The organism is Tenacibaculum singaporense (genome assembly GCF_003867015.1).
GTDB classification, from domain to species: Bacteria; Bacteroidota; Bacteroidia; order Flavobacteriales; family Flavobacteriaceae; genus Polaribacter; species Polaribacter singaporensis.
On sequence record NZ_CP032548.1, the window covers coordinates 1560148 to 1579895 of the forward strand.

Here is a 19748-nt window from a genome sequence, read left to right on the forward strand (position 1 = left end):
ATTATGAAAGAAAAAATAATCTCATCAATAATTATGTGTTTTGTTATAGCAGTAAAAGCTCAAACTATAAACACAGGAACTCTTTATATTTCTGAAAATACATTGATAAGTATTCATGAAGACTTATTTATAAAAGATTATGGAGCAATTACAAATGATGGCGATTTGTATGTGTTTAAAAACTTTACAAATAATGGAAAGTTTAAGTTTTCTAATAATGAAATAACTGGATTTACAAGTTTTGTTGGTAATGATAATCAGACTATTTCAGGTAAGGGAACTTCTAGTTTTATGTTTGTAGAATTCGACAACCAGTCAGCAGATTTAGCTTTTAACTTAAACAAAGAAATAGAAATAGTAGGAACTACGTTTTTTGAAAATGGTATTTTGAAAGCTGAAGAAAACGGGATGGTTACTTATTTAAATGGAGCAACGAACACAGGAGTTAGTAATAAGAGTTATGTGAATAATAAAGTACAAAAAAGAGGAAATGAAAGTTTTACTTTTCCTGTTGGAGACTATCAGTCAAAAATTTTTGTACCAAGAATGGTAACTATTTCTGCTCCTTCAGATCCAACTACAAATTTTTATGCCTGTTTTAATTGGGAAAAGGCAAATCTTGATTTCGATAAAAAAGAAGAAGATATTGGTTTAATAGACATGAATGAGTTTTGGGAGATTCAAAATAAATCAAACGACGAGTTGGTAGCATTAACTCTAACATGGAGTGATGTGACCACGCCAGAAGATATTTACTCAGACCCAAGTAAAATAATAATAGTACGGTGGAATGGAGAAGAGTGGATAAAGGAAAGAGAAGGTATTAGTATAGATGTTTCAGGAAAAAGTATAACTGCTAAAGTTTCTGGTTATGGCGTTTTTACATTGGCATGTGAAAAGAAAAGAGGAACTATTGACCCTGTTATAGACTTTTCTGTTTCAAATTCTTTCTCTCCAGATGGTGATGGAGTTAATGATGAGTTTGTAATACCAGATTTGGCAGAGAACTATCCAAAATTTAAAATGAAAATCTATAATAGGTATGGTAACGTAGTATATGAATATAGCAATAATAATGAGTTGAATCCAACTTGGTGGGATGGAAAGTCGTACGGTAAGTTAACATTAACAGGAGAAACAAAGGTAATGCCAGCTGCAACTTATTGGTATGTAGTAGATTTTAATGACGGAAAAACAAAACCTTACCAAGGTTGGCTGTATTTAAACAAGTAGCTATATGAAAAAGAAAACATATGTAATACTACTCGTTTTATTAATAAACTTAAGTAGTAAAGGTTTTGCTCAGCAAGACCCTCAATACACTCAATATATTTATAATATGGCAGTTATTAATCCTGCCTATGCAGGTAGTAAAGAAGGAATAAGTTTAGGACTACTGGCGCGATCACAATGGGTAGGCGTTAGTGGAGCTCCAAAGACATTTAGTGGGTTTATACATAGTCCAGTTAGTAGAAAAGTAGGGTTGGGATTATCTTTAATTCATGATAAAATAGGCCCTGTAAGTGAAACACATGCTTATGCCGATTTTTCTTTTACTATTAACATATCAGAGAAAGCTAAGTTAGCTTTTGGGTTAAAAGGAGGAGCAACTTTTCAACAAATAGGACTGTTAACGTTAAATCAAGTAGAATCGAATGATCCTAAATTCAATCAGAACAGTAACAAAACACATCCTAATTTTGGAGTGGGAGTGTTTTATTATCAAGAAAAATTTTATGTAGGAATTTCTATACCTAACTTACTAGAAACATTGCATTTTGAAAGGTCTAATGGAAAAATAACCAAAGCATCCGAAAAGATGCACAGTTTTTTAACAGCAGGATATGTGGTAGATTTAAAGAATAATTTTCAACTAAAACCATCAACATTAGTTAAGTACACAGACTCAGCACCTTTGTCATTGGACTTATCATTAAACCTATTATGGAATAATAAAGTGGAATTCGGAGTGTCTCATAGGTTAGATGATTCATGGAGTGGAATAGTTAATTTTAAAATAAAGAAAAACTTACAAATAGGTTATGCGTATGATTACACTATATCTAACTTAGGAGAATTTAGTTCTGGTTCACATGAATTTTTACTATTGTTTGATTTTAAATCAGGAGAAGACACCTATAAGCAACCAAGGTTTTTTTAGAAAGTAACATGAAAATTTAATTATAACTTACTTTATTTCAGTTGTTTGTGATTGTTTGTAGTGAGGTGGAAAAACACTTGTATCAAAATTATAGTCATTAATACTTGGTATTATTACGTTCATAGTTTTTTTCAAAGAAAAAGGGAAATAAGAGTTTAACTTCGTTACCACTAACTAATTAAACTTTTAAATTATGGCAACTACTGCAACACAAAACCCAGTAATTAACCAACAAGGTTCAGCAGCTATAGATTCAGGTCAGTTTGCAACCTGGAATACAGCGAATGGTTCACAATCTACTCTTACTATTACAAATTCTAGTAGAGCTAATACACTAACTTTTACAATAGCAGGTGCGCCTGCAGGTGTTAATTGTTATGACAATGGAGCTGCTAAACCTGCTAATGGATTATTTAATATTCCGCCAAACTCACCATCTTATAGTGTGGTGTGTAATGGAGATTTTGCAGGTTCGCAAGTAACCGTTTCTAATATTACTAATGCTCAGAATGATGCAACTGCAGAAATTCAGGCACAAACTACACAAGGTTAATAAAAAAAAAGGATTGTATATAGTATGTACAATCCTTGCTTTTTTTGTATTAGCGAGTAATGCAGCATTTTCTCAAAGTATTACAAAATCCAAACTGGATACAATTGTGCTTTTAAAGAATGAATATGCTGTATTAGATACCAATAACGGGTCTCAATGTATTTGTTATATTAATAATATTAGTAAAGCTCAGCAAGCTATTGTTGTTAACACAGGAGATACTAATAATGTAAAATTTAATGACAGTACCTCGTTTAATGGTATTCATATTTTAAAGATTAGACAGCAGCTTATAGCTGTCGCTGATTTTAAAGGGAGTCAACTGATTGTATCCAATTTATCACCTTACGATGTAATAGTAATTGTATCTATTTTATGTCCTAAGGATGATTAGTTTATAGTGTATCACGATGCTTTTTTAAGGGGTGTTTTCAATTCCTCAGTTTTGATACTCATACTTTATTGCACTACCAAGTTATTTTACACACATATTATTCTAATGCTATGGGTTCAACTCTACAAGATACTGAGGGTACTTTATTTAGTAATGTGGATTCTGGAGATCCGTTATTGTATATTAACGTAACACCAGAACTTAATGAATGGTCTGCCATAGTACTACCAGAAGATTCAACTTATAAAGAATCTACACTTACTTTATCAAAAGCAAAAAAACTTTCTGTTTATTTTCTTTTTGCTGAAAAAGCTCCTGATGACGAAAATATTACTAAATATATAAACGAAGTAAGAGCTTATTTACAAAAGTATAGAGAAAACTTTTCAAATAATATAACTACAGCTTGGTTGTTAGATGTAAACTCAAAACCAACGGATGAAAATGTTATAGCAATTAACTTTTATGTGAACTCTCAGAATGTAATAAAGGTTAGTCAAACTTTTAATTATACGATGGGAAATGGTTTCGCAACATTATCTATTAGAAATAACACAGAAGTATCTTTTATTCCAGAAGATGCAGCTACACAAATACAGTTAAGTTATGACACTAACAGTCCAAACATGTCTTATAATAGCAAGGAATATGGAAGTGATACGTTGCTTAATAAAGATATAACTATATCGTTTACTCAATATAATTGTGGTGCATTTAGTTTTCCACTAGGTTTTAATTTAGAAAGTGATTTTAAAGCCTTCTATTCAGAAACTTGTTATTATCATACAGAACCAACAGACAAGAGTATTGAAAAATATAGTTATCCTATTTTTAAGCCTCAATCTAATGTAGAGTATGCAATGACCCAAGCAGCTATTAATCCTATAGATATAGGAAATAAAAAAGGGTTAAATACCTATTTTGCGTTTACAGGAAGCATTTTTAATAGTAGTTCAGGAAAATCGACATCTTGCTATATACCTAGCTTTTTTTCAATAAATACAGGGCACTCTATTACTTTATGGCCAAAAGTCAATTTAATTGAAAACACGAATCCGTCTAACAATTTAACTCCATTACCAAATAGTTCTTTATTACTTATTTCTCCCAGAGATATTAATGAAACAGAGCGATTTTACTTACAACCTGAAGGCGATTTTTTTCTAGACCCAGAATCAGATCAAGTAGATGAAAATGGACAATTTGATTTTCTACCAGGGTTGTCAGGAACAGAAACTATCTCTTTTACACCTTATTCCATTAAAGATGGAACTCCTGTTGGAGATGTATTACGATTTAAAAGCAAACAACCAGCTTACGCTCCAAATTTTCCTGCACAAGAACTTTCACTGGTAAACCCAGGAACCAATAATCCAACTTTAGAAAATAAATATTTAACAGGGTGGTGTAATATTATATCTGATGTAGCTGAGAATGTACAATATGTTTCTCAGCCTGAGGGTGCTTCTTTATTTGCTAAAGATCATGGAGTAAGTCAGATTATTACGGGTAAATCTAATTTATTAGGGTTTTATGAACCTAGTGTAGATATGCCTCAACAAAATTTTTATGTTCCTATTGTTCCATACTTGGCAGTTGAAGCTGATTCTCAAAAACCTGGAAACGATAATTTAACTAGTTTTGAATCTGAAGTACTTAGTAAAGAACGAAAAACACTTATTGCAGCACAATTAACTACGCAAAGGGCATCAAAAAGTGCAAACAAGAGAAAAAGACTTTTGAGTAATGAAGATAGCAGTTATACAAGTTCTACAACACCGCAAGGATTAATAGCAAATGTAAATAACAATGGAGTTTGGAGCTTACTCAACTTAGGACAAAATGATATTCATCAGGGGGCTATACCTGAATATTTGTATCCTGAAAACCAGAAACCAACTGACCCAGCCCAGTACCAGATGAGCTTTGTTAATCTATCTACTACATTACAGAGTGCTTTTTTAACCAATCAGCAGTTTTTAGTAGCGACTCAAAACAATCATTTAGGTGCACTATTTTCTAAAAGTGGAGAACAGGGAGGGCAAACTACAGCAGAAGCAATATTTAATAATAAAATGTCAATTGAAGATTGGCCATTTGATATTAATGTAGGAATAACAAATACTTATGCTGATTATAATAACGTAGTTATTTTTAAATTTTGTAAAGGGACTTTATTAGATAGAGTTAAAGATCCAAAAACTTGGACGCAACCCAATACTTTCAATACAGAAGGAGTAGAAGACCCAGCCAATGCTTATCAACAATTAATAGCTATTTCATCGTGGATACAGAGTTATATAGAAGATGCTGAAAAAGCTTATCAATATGGTTTAGAACACCCAGAAAGTAATCAGGCAATTCTATATGAAAAGTTCCATAATATTATAAACAATAAAGATTGGAATGGAATATTAGTACTCAAAGCTGATATTGATTTACAAGAATTTCCTCAACAATTAAAAGGATTGATCTCTGGTATTGACTTGACTAGATTTAATGCACATCATTTTGGAATAGAAGTCAATAAAGTGAATGCTGATGGTGAAATTCAAATGCAAAAAAAGAGTTCTCTTTTCGGACTCATTAATTATCTAGATACAGCTTATCAGCAACAACTATTACAAGGATTAAATACAAACAAACCTGTTCCTCCTTTAGCGGGAGCTACTTACGATTTTAAAGTACTTCAATTACAAGTTCTTTTTGAAAATACAGCGATAAAATTTTTCCAGAGTAAGGTACAATTAACAATGAACAATTTATTTTCTGATACCGTTATAGGTACCAATAATAAATATGGTTCTAAAACTTTAAATACAGTAGTGCTTGATGGTACATATCAAGATCATGATGGTACACCAGTGTATGTGTTTGAAAATACGGATGATAACTTATTTTATTTTGATAGCAACCTTCTTAAAAATGTAGAAATTACCAAAATTCAGTTTAATACATTAACAACCGATCCAAAAGCAACTTATATAGAGTCTAGTTTTGCTATGTGGGGATATTTAAACTATGCAGTAATGCAAACAACCACTCCTGAAACAAATGAAACTGAAGAAAAAACAATTGTCATGGACGCTTTTTCTTTTGGTAAAGGTGATGGTAAAGATACAGACATCATAGATGGTTTAAGTTATAGCAACTTATATATTGATATGGCTTTTGATATCAGTACACCAACAGTAGTAGACTACGCTTTTGATGCTTCAAAAATAGTATTTAACTCAGATCTTAGTACAACTAGACAGCTAAGTTTATATCCTAATTTTGCACTACAAATCAATAACCTTGTTAGTGGAGATAAGGATACCAAACCTTCTAATTTAGGGTATCTTAATTTAAGTTTACCGGGAATCAATACTGCTGGGCTTTCAGAAGATTGGTATGGACTAGAAATGACCTTAAATATGGGAACTCCCGGTGAATTAGCGGCGTCATTAGATTTTAATGCTAGTTTATTGATTGCATGGAGTCCAGGGAATAAAGCTACCGATACTGCCTATAACGCATTTGTAGGAATAAAACTTCCAGGAACTAGCAGCAACGCTAAACTTCTTAGTTTACAAGGAGTCTTAAAATTATCTATTGATACTTTAAAATTAGAATATGTAGAAGCTCAACAATCATATTTAATGACATTGAGTAAAATAGCATTGAAGTTTTTAGGAATTCTTAAACTACCACCAGGAGGAAGTACTAATTTTTTACTTTTTGGAAACCCAAATCCAGGAGCTACTGCCAAAAGTTTAGGATGGTACGCAGCATATAACAAAACAAAATCATAGGTCATGGCAAGAGTACTCTATTGGAACATAGAACAGTTTGGAATTAATAAGATTAATAATCCAAGTATGGCAAGGCAAACAGGAAGTACACTATCTAAAAATGTAGCCTCAGGTCAGAGACTATGGCATATTTTAAATACTTTTTTTCTTAATATTCCAGATATATTTGTTGTGGTAGAAACATCTACAGGAGCAGGAAATGGAGAAGGTAGTCTGATAACAGCAGGAGGAAGAGATGGGGCTCTTGAATTATTGAACTTACTTCGTGTATATTTTGGAAATCAATGGAAATTAGTTCCTCCACTGATTTTGGGGGGAATGAATAGGACAGAAGGGATATCTGTATACTATAACTCAAATAACCTTAGTTTTAGTGGACCATGGGGTTGGCAAGGAGCTGCAAATTCTTCTGATTCAGTAGCTAATATTGGAGTACCAAATCTGGCGGCTTACGCAGCTCCTTGGAACAATTGTTTACCTGCAGTAGCTGTCCCTGGAGGTAATATCAATGCAGGAATAAATTCTAATAGGTTAGCAGGGCAATGGCAGTTTAGAGGAGTCCCCCCATTAGGAGGAGCTCCAGGACCATTACTTAATTTTCCAGCGATGAATTATAGACCTCCTTTTTTAACTACATTTTGGGATGCAGCTAATAATAGGACTATAAAATTATTATCATATCATGCACCGCCTCATAATCCAGCAGCTGCTAATGGAACAAATACTATATCTCAAATAGATGAAATAATTAACCTTGGAGCTAATGAAGTTGCAGTCATTGTAGGCGATTTTAACGTAGATATTAATGATGCTCCTAATGTAGCTACAGCATATAATAACTTAATAGGATTAGGATATACAAGGCATATTAATCCATCTCCTGCTCCTGCAACTTATCCAGTTCAAGGGTACGTATCTACCCATATGAAACATGGAGGTAAAAGAGGGGCTACCCCTTGGAATACCAATGGATATCCTGCTTATGGATATGCAGTTACAGAATTTAGAGGTAGAAATACTAGTAGTATAGATAACATTTTAACACGTTATGGTGGTTTAGGTGCCGGTGGGCCTGCGGCTAATATGACTATTGTTAATAGAATTACTGGATCTCCATATAACAGAGTAATGCCTATTCCAGCAGGGGCAGCTCCTGGAGCTTTAGCTTATAACTCTGCTATGGTTTTAAATGCCTTAGGAGAACCAATAGCTCTCCCGTTAGCAGGAATAGCCCCAGGGAATGTTGGAGCTTTAAGTTATTTCAGAGGGTGGGATAACTATGGTAAGATTAGAAGTACTAGTGACCATATGGCTTTAATTATAGATATATAACAGCATAGAACAATTGTATTATGAGCCTTTCAAACTTAGCAACAACTTTTAGAGATCAGGCAGCTGCCAATAATGGTAACATTACTATTAACTCAGCAACATTTATAAATTCTCAACTGACTCCTCCTGAAGACTTGGATGGATTATTATCCAAAGGATATCAATTATCAGAAGGAACCTTTTTATTGATAGATACTTCTGAAACTACAATACCTGACCCTAAAGGAGATACATTAACCATATCAGAAGCAAGTGCAGCTGTACTTAATGTGGATAAAACCAATACAGAAGTAACTTTGATGATAAAAGCTGATACTGATGGTAATGTGCAATTTATAATACAAATAGATTTAAGTGATTGGAAGTTTGATACTAGTTGGAAATATATGACAGGAGGTGTTTTTGATGGATTACCATATACAACACCTACATTTATTTTCAGTACTAAAGAAATTACAGAATATAGCTGGCAAAAAAATATAATTTCCTTGATACAAGGACAAAACTTTGCGTCCTTTATAACTTTATCAAATTGGTTGGCTGAAACCACTAGATTTTTGACTTCTTGGTCAGTTACGACTAAAATACCTCTTTATGGAAAACTTGACCCTTCTGAAGTTAATGATAAAACCAATCTTTTTCCTAGTATAAATTTAGCAGCACCAATAAATGCTCAACCAATCTCTTTTTTATTTCTTGAAGTAAGTAATCCATCGATTGGTTTTGTTATAGATTCAGTTTTAGAAGAAGATAACAACGAAAGCTTGTTGTTGAATGATAACGAATTAACCTTGATGGATGCAGAAGCTGATGAATCAGTAGTGCAAACTCCTTTTCTTTTTTTTCAATTAAAATTACATATAGGAGACCAAATTCTCTTGGATTTTAATACTTCTGTAACACCTGCAACTTCTTCTTTTGTTATTTCTGTTAATTCAGAACCAGATACAGCAGTGACTCCTCTTGATTTATTTTCGTTGATGGCTGGGAATAATTGGTTTAGTAATATTCCTCCTGTGCTACAACAGTTTCTCAACGCTATCGGATTCAAAGGGTTTACAGCAGTAATTGATTTTAGTAATGGACTAAAATTCAATAGTGTTTCAACAACAGTAGGTTCTACAAAACCTTGGGTGTTATTTGATAATTTCAGTATTGAAGAGTTTGATGTAAATTGGTTAATTATTGGGACTGGAACTACAAATGCTCAAACACTATTTTTTACTTCAAGAGTAAATTTTTTCCCAACCATATTCAAAGGAGGTTTTGATGTAGAAATTACTTCTGATCTTACTTTATCAGCAGCTTTTGATGGAACTGTTTCAATCAATGATTTATTAGCAGCCATAACAGGTGGTTTTATAAAAATACCTGAGAGTTTGGTAAGTGTAGTATTTACAGGATTTGGTATTAATATGGATATCAATAGTAAATACTATGCATTTTTTGCATCAGGAGATATTGAAATGAACCTTATAACCAATATTTCATTAACTGATGCTTCATTACAACTTACCTCTACTTCTCCAGTAACAGGAACAGGTTCAAGTGTCTATACTGCTGCTATTAGTGGTCTTTTTACTATCGGAGATCTAAGATTACAATCAGCAGTAAACTATAATTCTTCAACAGAAGATGGAGGGTGGGATTTAAGTATAAACATGCCTGCAGGTGACAAGTTAAACTTAGGGCAATTGATGGACGGTTTGTTTAAAAAAGTAGGCTTTGAGTTGCCTACTAGTTTTTTACCAGCAGATTTGTCAATTACTAGTTTTGATTTAACAGCAGATATTCCAAATGGAGAGGAAAAAGGTTCTTATGAAGTTAAAACGAGTGTAGAGTGGAAGTTTACTTTCCCTATTATTAATCAGAAAATTGATATTGCAGCGGCGTTAGCCTTAAAATATGATGCAACCAAAGCAGCAGGAAAGCAATATTCTGGTGGTGTAATGGGAAGTGTTTTACTTGAATACTTTAATGCTGAAGTTAAGATTGGTTATAATTTTGATGGCGATGACCAATTATTAATGATTGAATGGGAAGGATTTATAGCGAAATATAATGTTGCGGGAGAAAGTAGAACGATCATTTTTGAGATTAAAAATTGGAGTGTAGGATCGTTACTTACCTCATTTATGAAGATGCTGTTCGATCCTAACTTTGAATTAGATGCTCCTTGGGATATTCTCAATAAAATCAGTTTAGATGGATTTAAGGTTACTTATGATTTAGATACTAAGGAGGTAGTAGTAGATTATAAATTACCAAAAAGTATTGATTTAATATTCATTACAATCAATGGTATTAAGCTAACAAAAAATGCACAAGGTGTTCAAATAGCATTTGATGGTAGTTCAGTAGTACCAGCAATTAACGACAGTAATGTCTTTAACAAAGAAAAAGGACAAGATGTAAAAAATATGCCAGAGGTTCCTGGACAAGGAACGGAATATTTTGAGCTACGTTTATTAGCTATGGGGCAACATGTTGAGCTAAATAATGCAGCTCAATACCAATCAATAAAAGAAGTTACAGATGCTATGGAAAAAGCATTTGATACTCCAGAAAAAGGCAAAGTACCTATTGGTCCTGGTTCAGGAAACTCGTTACTTTCATTTAATGAAAACTCTAATTGGTTAATAGGTACCGATTTTGGAATTCTTAATGTTGGCACCAAAGAAAAACCGGTATGGACATTAGAAATGCAAGCCGTATTCAACGATCCTAACCTATATGGTTTACGAATTGCCATGGCGGGTGATAAAGCTAAAATTTTTGCGGGCTTAGATTTTGAGATTATGTATAAAAAAATCTCAGATGGAGTAGGAGTATACCAAATAGCACTTACGCTACCAGACGCCTTGAGATATTTGCAGTTCGGAGCAGTTAATATTACACTTCCTTCTATTGCTTTAGCCATTTATACTAATGGTGATTTTATGGTAGATATAGGATTTCCATATAAACTTGACTTTTCAAGATCTTTTACCTTACAGGCTATTGTACCACCAGGAATTCCAGCAATGGGATCAGGAGGTTTTTACTTCGGGAAATTAAGCAGTGCTACCACCAAAAAAGTACCACAAACTAATTATGGTAATTTTAATCCAGTAATTGTTTTTGGAATTGGTTTACAAGTAGGTGTTGGTTATAGCATTAATTACGGAGTATTAAAAGCTGGATTTAGTATTACAATTTTTGGTATTTTAGAAGGGGTAATTGCTACATATCATCCATATCAAGGAACTCTTCAAGAGAACAATAAGACAGAAGTAGAAACTTCTTATTACTATTGGTTACAAGGAACCCTTGGGTTAATTGGTAAATTATATGGTTCTTTAGATTTTGGAATTATTTCGGCATCTGTAAATATTACCATAAAAATATATGCACAAGCAACTTTAGAAGCTTATAACAAAATGCCTCTGGCTATTGTAGCTTCAGTAGATGTACAAGTCTCAGCAAAAATAAATTTAGGATTATTCTCTATTAAAATTAACTTTAGCTTCAAGGCAGAAATACGAACAGATCTTACCATTGGTACAGATCAAACAAGTATGGCTCCATGGAACAGACAACTTTCAGAGTCTATTGATGGCAGAGCTTTGGTATATGCAGCAAAATCAAGCCAATTGTCGGAGTTACCGATCAAAGACATGCATTACAGCTCTAAATTAGTGGTAAGTACAGAAGAAAAGTCACCTACATTGAACATCTATTTTATTCCACACTTAACTGTTGTTGGATCAGAAAATGGAGATTTAAAGAATCAAACAGCGCAGTATGTAACTTCACTTTGGATTGATGCTCCTGATGTAGAAAACCCAGATAGTACAGTTACTTCATCGTTTGAATATTTAAGTCAAGACTTTTTTAGATGGTTAATACAAAACTATGCAGATGAAACAGCTACAGAAAGTACGAGAGCTAAGGCAGACGAGTTAGCAGTTTCTGAGGCCGATTTACAGCTATTACTAGCTCTGTTGTCAAATGAAGATACGCCATTACCAATTCCTACAGATAAACTATTATCATTCCTAGAAGATACATTTGAGGCAGTGAACATTCAAAACGTTACAGAAAGTTCAAAACCTGAAACAGCAGCCGTATTCCCAATGTTTTTCGATTTAGAGTTATCTGTTCCAGATGCAGGAGTTGATGTTGATTTTAGCACGTATAATATGGCAACAGATGCGTATTTATCTGAAGTTAAAAAGTGGTTTAATGAATTAGCTGTAAAAGTATCTGAAGAAAATACGAACGCAGCTCTGAAAAAAAGTACCTCAGTAGAACATTCTTTATCAACATTTGTATTTGAAGACTACTTTGTACTTATAGGAAAACAACTTATAGGGTACGCAGAAGATGCATTAAAAAATTACACATATCCATTATCTAAAGGTAACAGTCTAAATGCCATGGCAAACTGGGCTAATAGTATAAGCACTTCTGATGGAACAACCAATGCTGTTGAGGTAAGTAGCCTTTCTAAGGCCAACCAATCTCATCCTTTAAATGATGGAATTGATATTCAAATTACAGGAGTAATGTACACTATTCTTGATGGTGACAATTTTGTTTCTATCGGAGCTAAATACGCCCTAGAAACAGCATTACTGATTACACAAAATGCAGCCATCCCAGAATTATTACAAGTTCAAGAAATTACGTATGAAGCTAAGACTTATACAGTAAAAGTGACTGATACTATTAATAAGGTGGCTACGGGATTACAAACTACCGTAGCAGATTTAGCGAATGATTCAAGTTTCCAGAAAAATACACTTTTAACTACGGAAGCAAACTTGATTATTGCAGCAGCAAATTATACAGCAAAAAGCGAAGATACCTTTACTAGTATAGCTAGTACCACATTTAATAATATTTCAGTAGCTGATTTATTACTACAAAACCAATCTGTTCCAGGACTATTTATATCAGGTAATTCATTTGTTTATGATAATATTACTTATGAAATTGTACCTGGAGATACCTTAACAGGGATTGCAAAAAAACTAAGTGCCCCTACTAATACAGTGACAGTAAATGATCTTGCTAATGATACAGAAGTTCAATCATTGCAAGTGCAACCATTAGGGGTATTATTAATTCAACCTTTTGTTCACACAACTGCTACTTTTAGTAATCCAGATGATGCAGAAACCTTAGGTAAAATAGCTCAAAAATATAACACAACCTCTGAGGTTTTAGGAACAAGCTATCATAACCAACAGGTCAATAATTTATTTTATGATTCTGATAATTACAGTACAGCAAACATACCAGAATTAAGATGCTTAGATGTACAAAGTATATTAGATTATTTCAAAGCAAAACAATCATATACACAATTATCAGGTATGGTGTCGAGATATCAACTTCATGGAATGAGGTTGCCAACTACCTTATCAGGTTTAACACTCAATGCAAACTCTCCATGTACAGGTGATGATTGTGCATTATATAGATTAACAGGACAACAATTTGAAATACCAAGTGATGTTAAAGAAGGGTTTACGATTAATTTAATCAACACTACATTAGATTGGTTGCAATTTAACGGAAAGGTTCCTTCAGGAGATCCTAAAAAAGGGACACTACCAATACAGTTAACTCCAGAAGATATATCACAAATAGCTACTGTGGTTACTTATGCTCAACAAACAGGTATTGAGCCAGATATTTTAAAACTGGCAGCTATGAAGCCTTATAACTTAATTCCTGTTCAATATACATTTCAAACAGTTATCCAATGGAGTACCTCAGGAGAGGTAAACCTTCCTTATGGTAGTTTAGGAGGACAAACTGAAATATCTCCACTAATTTGGAATTTCCCATCAGGTCTTTTACAACAGATAGCGATACCTAAAAGAGCTGGCTCAGCTATGGATATTCAAATAGGAACATATAATGCCACAACTGGAGCAATGGATTATAAAAACTCTGATTATTATGGATGGTCTACACTTTTAGAAATAGACATTAAAAAGCAGGCTGACGATACTGCTCCGGGTACAAGTGCATTTACTTATGAGTTAATAGGGGCGAATGAATCAGGAACACAGATTTTAGAAAGATTATTAAGAGTTTTAGACCCTAATTCTTCTTCTAATAATCAAGGAGTAATTGAAGATATACAATGGTTGTATGAAGGAAGTGATGGATTACTTTCTGTTGGAAATCTAAATATGAAAACATTTATAGTTCAATCTAACTTATCAACAGAAACAAATCCAGTACAATTAAAATCATTACAAAAAAGTCTTAAAATAGAAGAAGCTGAAAAACCTAATGGAGTTTTAAACACATTATACGATTTTGTAAAATTATTATGGGAGTGTAGTATTACGAGGTCTGGAGGATACTATTTATTATACAACGAAATTGAAGGAAATACTGGTTTCCCTGATACTATTTTTGACAGTTCAGGAAATGGAACAATTTCACTATTGGTTACTTATAGCAATTCATATAATAATGTTCTTAAAGATTTTATGAACTGTGCTATAACGGGAGATAAAATTGATACGTCATCTTCTATCGTTTATGCAGAATCTAAAGCCCAAAAAGATTTAAGCTATACAACGACTTCAGCAAATGAAACGTTACAAAGCATTTCATCTCAATACAATATATTAATTAGCGAGCTCGCTAATCTTAATGAAACAGATGTAAAACTTAATACTTCAGCTAAACCAATTGTATTGGATGGATTGCAATATGAGGTTGGTCTTTCAACTGATACACCGTCTAATAATTTAACTGCTATTGCAGAATATTTTAATGTAAATTCAGATGATGTTAAGAGCCTTAACCCAAGTATTGACAATTGGGATAGTTTACCTGTGTGGCAATTGGTAGAAATACCTACAGTTACTTATCAAATAACAACAGGAGAAGGTACACCAGGTAATACGATGCAGAGCATTGCTAATTATTATTTTATAGATGTTGATACATTATCTTTTATAATTAAAGATGCAGCTGTTTTTAATGTCAATACAACATTTGCTATAGTTGATCAGGTAGTTCATAAAGTATCATCAATACAACAAGGTACAGCAGGTTTTGAGTTAACTAGAACCAATCCGGGAACTCCTCCAAATAATCCAAGTGATTCTGGATATGCAGAAACCTATTTGAATAACTTATACAATTTATTAAGCTACCAAGTAGTTGCAAACAGATATTTTAACAAAAGTATTGTAGGCTTGCCTTCAGGTCCAGCAAATAATAAAGACCAAAACGAAGAGAATACTAATTCGCCCTGGACTTATAATCAAGTAATTCCTATAGCGCAGTATGCGATTGATAATCCTAATAACTCTTACCCAGAAGGATTCCCTCCAAAAGAAGACAATCCATATAGAGGTATAGGTAACACATTACAAATACATTTTGATTGGGTTGATTATTACGGTAATGAAACGGTAACACCGTTTAGTAATCCAGAGTTGAATACAAAATCACCTCTTAACAATCCACCAGTGCAAGTAGGATACCTTGATGAATTAAAAGGGTTCTCGCAATGGCCAAGTTTATTTATTACCTACGATGTAAAATTGGAGAATGATACTGATAGAGAATTATTATTAAATTTCTCTTTTGATGTTACACGATACCTAAATACAGATGGTAAACCTTGTGTTTCTGACCCTAATGATCCAGATGCACCAGAATATCAAAAAAATGCATTACACGACTTAGCTGTATATACCAACATATACTATCAAATTAATCAATTTAACCCTTATGTAAAAGATCAAAATACGGTTACACTTTCATTAAGTACTTCATTGCTACCAGGAATTGAAACTGATATAGACTTAGCACCAATCAACAGTTTTGTAAAAGAAATTTATGCTTATTTATATGCTATTGCTTACTGTCAATCGGTTCCTGCAGCTCCAACAATGAGTTCAATAAAACAACCAGTTGCAATAGAAAACTTGGAAACAGCTTCTATTTTTGAGTTAACAGTGGCATTACGTATGGAAAGAGATCTTTCTTTTGTTAACAACGATTTTAAAGATAGTCCATCGGTTACTTCAACTAATACAGCTGTTCAGCCTAATACTTATGTTCCTAATCTTGAACAAGAAAATAGTGCAGGCGAAAAAGTTCAAAATCACTCATTAACAAAATTTGCAGTCAATTTTGAAAAAACATTCTATCAAGAAAATGAATACGTACTTAAAATAGCTACAGGTATAGATAAAGAGTTGGTTGGAAGTCAGAAAAATGAAGCTATTTACATTGTAAGAATGGGGCTAAAACCAGGCAATGGTATTTATTGGAATGTTGAGCCAGCAGGATCTTATGAACTTACAAACAATTCAATTTCTAAACTACCAAATCTAGGAGTTCCAGATTCTGTAATAAATAAACTTACACCATTAGTAGGAACTGTATATATGAGTAAAGCTAGTTTTGATGAAGCAATACAAGGAGTTCTTACCCAAGAAGAGTTTACCACATACAAGATACAGATTTATACTTATAGTTTATTAAATGCATCTTTTTATGCGCCTTTACCAATTTCTACTAGCTTAGTATCTAAAAAGAATGTTCCAATATGTTCTTATGTAACAGGTAAAGGGTTAGATTGTGAAAAAAGTACAGTAAAGAACTTTACGGATGTAGATATGGATATTTGGGGAAAACAATGTTTAGATGCAATTGACCTTTTCTTAAGTTCAGAATATGCAGTACCAGCATTTTTGGTAGACGAATTAAAATCTGAAAAAGAAAAAGAGTTTTTAAAATCTTTAAATAGTGATGCTACATCTTACCTTGAAGCCATAACCAAAGCTAAATCATTACTGGCAGAAACTATTTCAACTAAGGTAGAGCCAATTCTTACAGCACCAGAAGTAAATGAAACAAGAAAATTAAATGCCCAAGAAAAGTTTAAACAACAACTACTTATTCAGTTAGGAAATACTTATTCTGTTAATGCAGTAGTACAAATGGAAGTTACTGCCGAATCAGGAATAGCAAGAGAAGGTCAAAATCAGATAGCTCCTCGTTTATATGGTACTCCAAGTATTGTTAATAATGAAGAAGGAGATAGTAAACTGTATTCAATTTCTAATGCCAAAATACAGTTAGATTACGAAGATGGTGAAAAAACATCTGATATATCTTTTATCTTTTCTACTAAAAACACAAAAGAGTTTACGACAGTGCCTCTAGGAATGGATTATCAAATTACTCATGTTGAATTTGATATTACAGATGTACCAGATGTAAAAGGATATCAAGCATCAAAATGGTTAACATTTATAGTGCCTGTTAATTTAGCTGAAACAGTAGAGCCTGATTTTGATAAATCTCCGCTACAACAGTCTTTAGGTACTGTAGATATTCCTATAGTTCTTCGTAATTATCCAAAACCACCAACGCTAACAACTCAAGAAGGTAAAGCAGTGTCAGTAGTAGGTGATACAACGAAAGAAGTTCTAGAGAAAGCTTCAGAATGGAATTTCACGTACACTTATTCTGAAGATCAAGCAGCACAAGACCAAATTTATTCTGATGTTAGGTTTAATACTTTTGATAGTCAGGATAATAACCCACAAGCTAAACGTAGTAGTGCACGAAATTTATTCAATGATATGGCCCAAATGGTAAATGTATGGTCATCAGTGTTAAATGATATGACTAAGTATTTAACTCTTATATCTCCTACATCTGATGAGACTGATCCAAATCTTGACAAAGCATTTTATGCAATGCAAGCTATGGTGCAGTTAACTAATAATTTATCATTAGCTTGGGATCAACATAATAAAAAAGCAGTGCTTTATAAAGCTTCTCAAGAGGAGGATACAGAAACTACAAGTGCTTATAATTTTATCATACAACAAAAAGAAGATCCACATTTTACTACTACTTGTGATTGCCAAGGAGGTGAAGAGTGTAAGCGTTTGGTAGTAAGTATAGTACTTCCTCAAGATATGTCTGAAATAGACAAGCAGTTATTTATGAGTGAATTTAAGCTGGCGGAGATTCCTAGTGCTCCATTAATTAACATAAATAATTATACAAGAGTACAAGCAACTGATGAATCTGGAGCACCAATTGAAAATTCGTATTGGTACGTAAAAGACTCTAAAGCCAAAGTAAAGGAGTATTTAGGATATCCTTGCTCTTTTGAAATACCAAATAGAACTGTTGAGGTAAACGGGTTAAATGTATTGCAGTTCCAAAATACATGGGCAGGAATTGCAGTAATTAGAAATGAAGGATTGGTGGAAGACAATCCTACAAATCCTAAGTTCATTTATAGAACTCCTTTAATTAGATTTTCTAATAAACTAATACCGTTGTTAAGTAATAATACTAAAATTAATATAGCTAAAATCTTAGATGAGAATGGAAGCAGTGTGTCTTTGTCAGAACATTTGGCAACATTCTTTAAAACATTCTTTACGTACGATCAATTACATCAACAAACAATTAAGATAACAGGCTATTGGAATTACTATTTACAAGAAACAGCTAAAAGTGATTTACCACCGGTTCAATTACCAGTGTTATTATACACACCTTTTTCTTTTAAAATTCCAGAAGATTATACAATACCAGCTGAGGGATGTTCAGAAGAAATTACTTCTGATACACCTTTTGTATGTCAGTTAGCAAAAGCATTAGAAAAATGGTATGAAGATAAAAAACCAACAACAACAGAAGCCTATTTTTCATTTGATTTGTCGGTATTCTCTGAAGTAACCGAAACTCAGTTACCATTAATACAATTATCAAATTTAGTACTACCTTACAAGTACATAAAAAACTTATAAGAAAAGTATTTTAAAAAGATGTAGATAAAAGAAAAGCGGACGAAAGTCCGCTTTTAAATTTAACAAAGCTCTTGTTTGAAATCATGAAAACAAGAACTAAACTCTTCTATAATGAAATTATTATTTGTTAGTTTTCGTCATTGCGAGGAGGTAGGACGAAGCAATCTTTTTCTCGACTACTGTCACCTCGAATGGATATGAGAGGTCTCAATGTTATGAATAATCCTGATTCATGAGATTACATCACTTTCTACTTCGCTCAGTGTCCGTTCGTAATGACGTTTTATTATTGTGATTGCATAGTGAAGAAGGCTTATGAGTAAAAACCGACCTATTTTTATTTTGCCAGAATTCAAGGTTATGGAGTACAAGAGAATCCAAAGAGTTTACGGTCTGGATTCGAATACGGAATACAACGTAGAATTCAAAAAAAGGAAAAATAAGTCTTGATTTTTTGTTTCGTTTTGTATCAAGACAAAATGAAAGTATATGTTTATGAGTAACTCCTATTCATTGATTTTAGCTCCGCTGAACCTTACGGTTTCTCACACTTTGCTACCGCTCGGTTCGAAATGACCGTTTTGTTTATTGTAGTATTGCTCTTTTTCCATTGATGAAAAAGAACCAAAAAAATCTAGTCTTTCGAAACCTTCACTAGAAAATTACCATCCTCGAAACTAAAAGAAAAGAACTCGCTGTCGCTCAAACA

Annotated in this window: 7 protein-coding genes; all 7 read left to right on the forward strand. The window is 33.0% G+C overall.

Annotated elements, in window-relative coordinates:
• The first annotated feature begins 3 nt into the window (after positions 1-3).
• On the forward strand, positions 4-1233 hold the full coding sequence (locus D6T69_RS06995) for a gliding motility-associated C-terminal domain-containing protein (protein WP_164506700.1): 1230 nt from the start codon (positions 4-6) through the stop codon (positions 1231-1233).
• Between the two features lie 4 nt (positions 1234-1237).
• A complete protein-coding gene (locus tag D6T69_RS07000; protein WP_125067065.1) occupies positions 1238-2161 on the forward strand; it encodes a PorP/SprF family type IX secretion system membrane protein in 924 nt (307 codons plus the stop codon).
• 193 nt (positions 2162-2354) lie between these two features.
• On the forward strand, positions 2355-2714 hold the full coding sequence (locus D6T69_RS07005) for a hypothetical protein (protein ID WP_047790760.1): 360 nt from the start codon (positions 2355-2357) through the stop codon (positions 2712-2714).
• A gap of 106 nt (positions 2715-2820) precedes the next feature.
• On the forward strand, positions 2821-3108 hold the full coding sequence (locus D6T69_RS07010) for a hypothetical protein (protein ID WP_125067066.1): 288 nt from the start codon (positions 2821-2823) through the stop codon (positions 3106-3108).
• A gap of 110 nt (positions 3109-3218) precedes the next feature.
• Entirely contained in the window at positions 3219-6902 is a 3684-nt protein-coding gene (locus D6T69_RS07015) for a hypothetical protein (RefSeq protein ID WP_125067067.1), read from the forward strand.
• Positions 6903-6905: 3 nt separating this feature from the next.
• Positions 6906-8234: a hypothetical protein gene (locus D6T69_RS07020; RefSeq protein WP_125067068.1), complete on the forward strand. Its 1329-nt coding sequence runs from the start codon at positions 6906-6908 to the stop codon at positions 8232-8234.
• 20 nt (positions 8235-8254) lie between these two features.
• Complete coding sequence (locus D6T69_RS07025) at positions 8255-19039, forward strand: LysM peptidoglycan-binding domain-containing protein (protein WP_125067069.1); 10785 nt, start codon at positions 8255-8257, stop codon at positions 19037-19039.
• Positions 19040-19748: the final 709 nt, after the last annotated feature.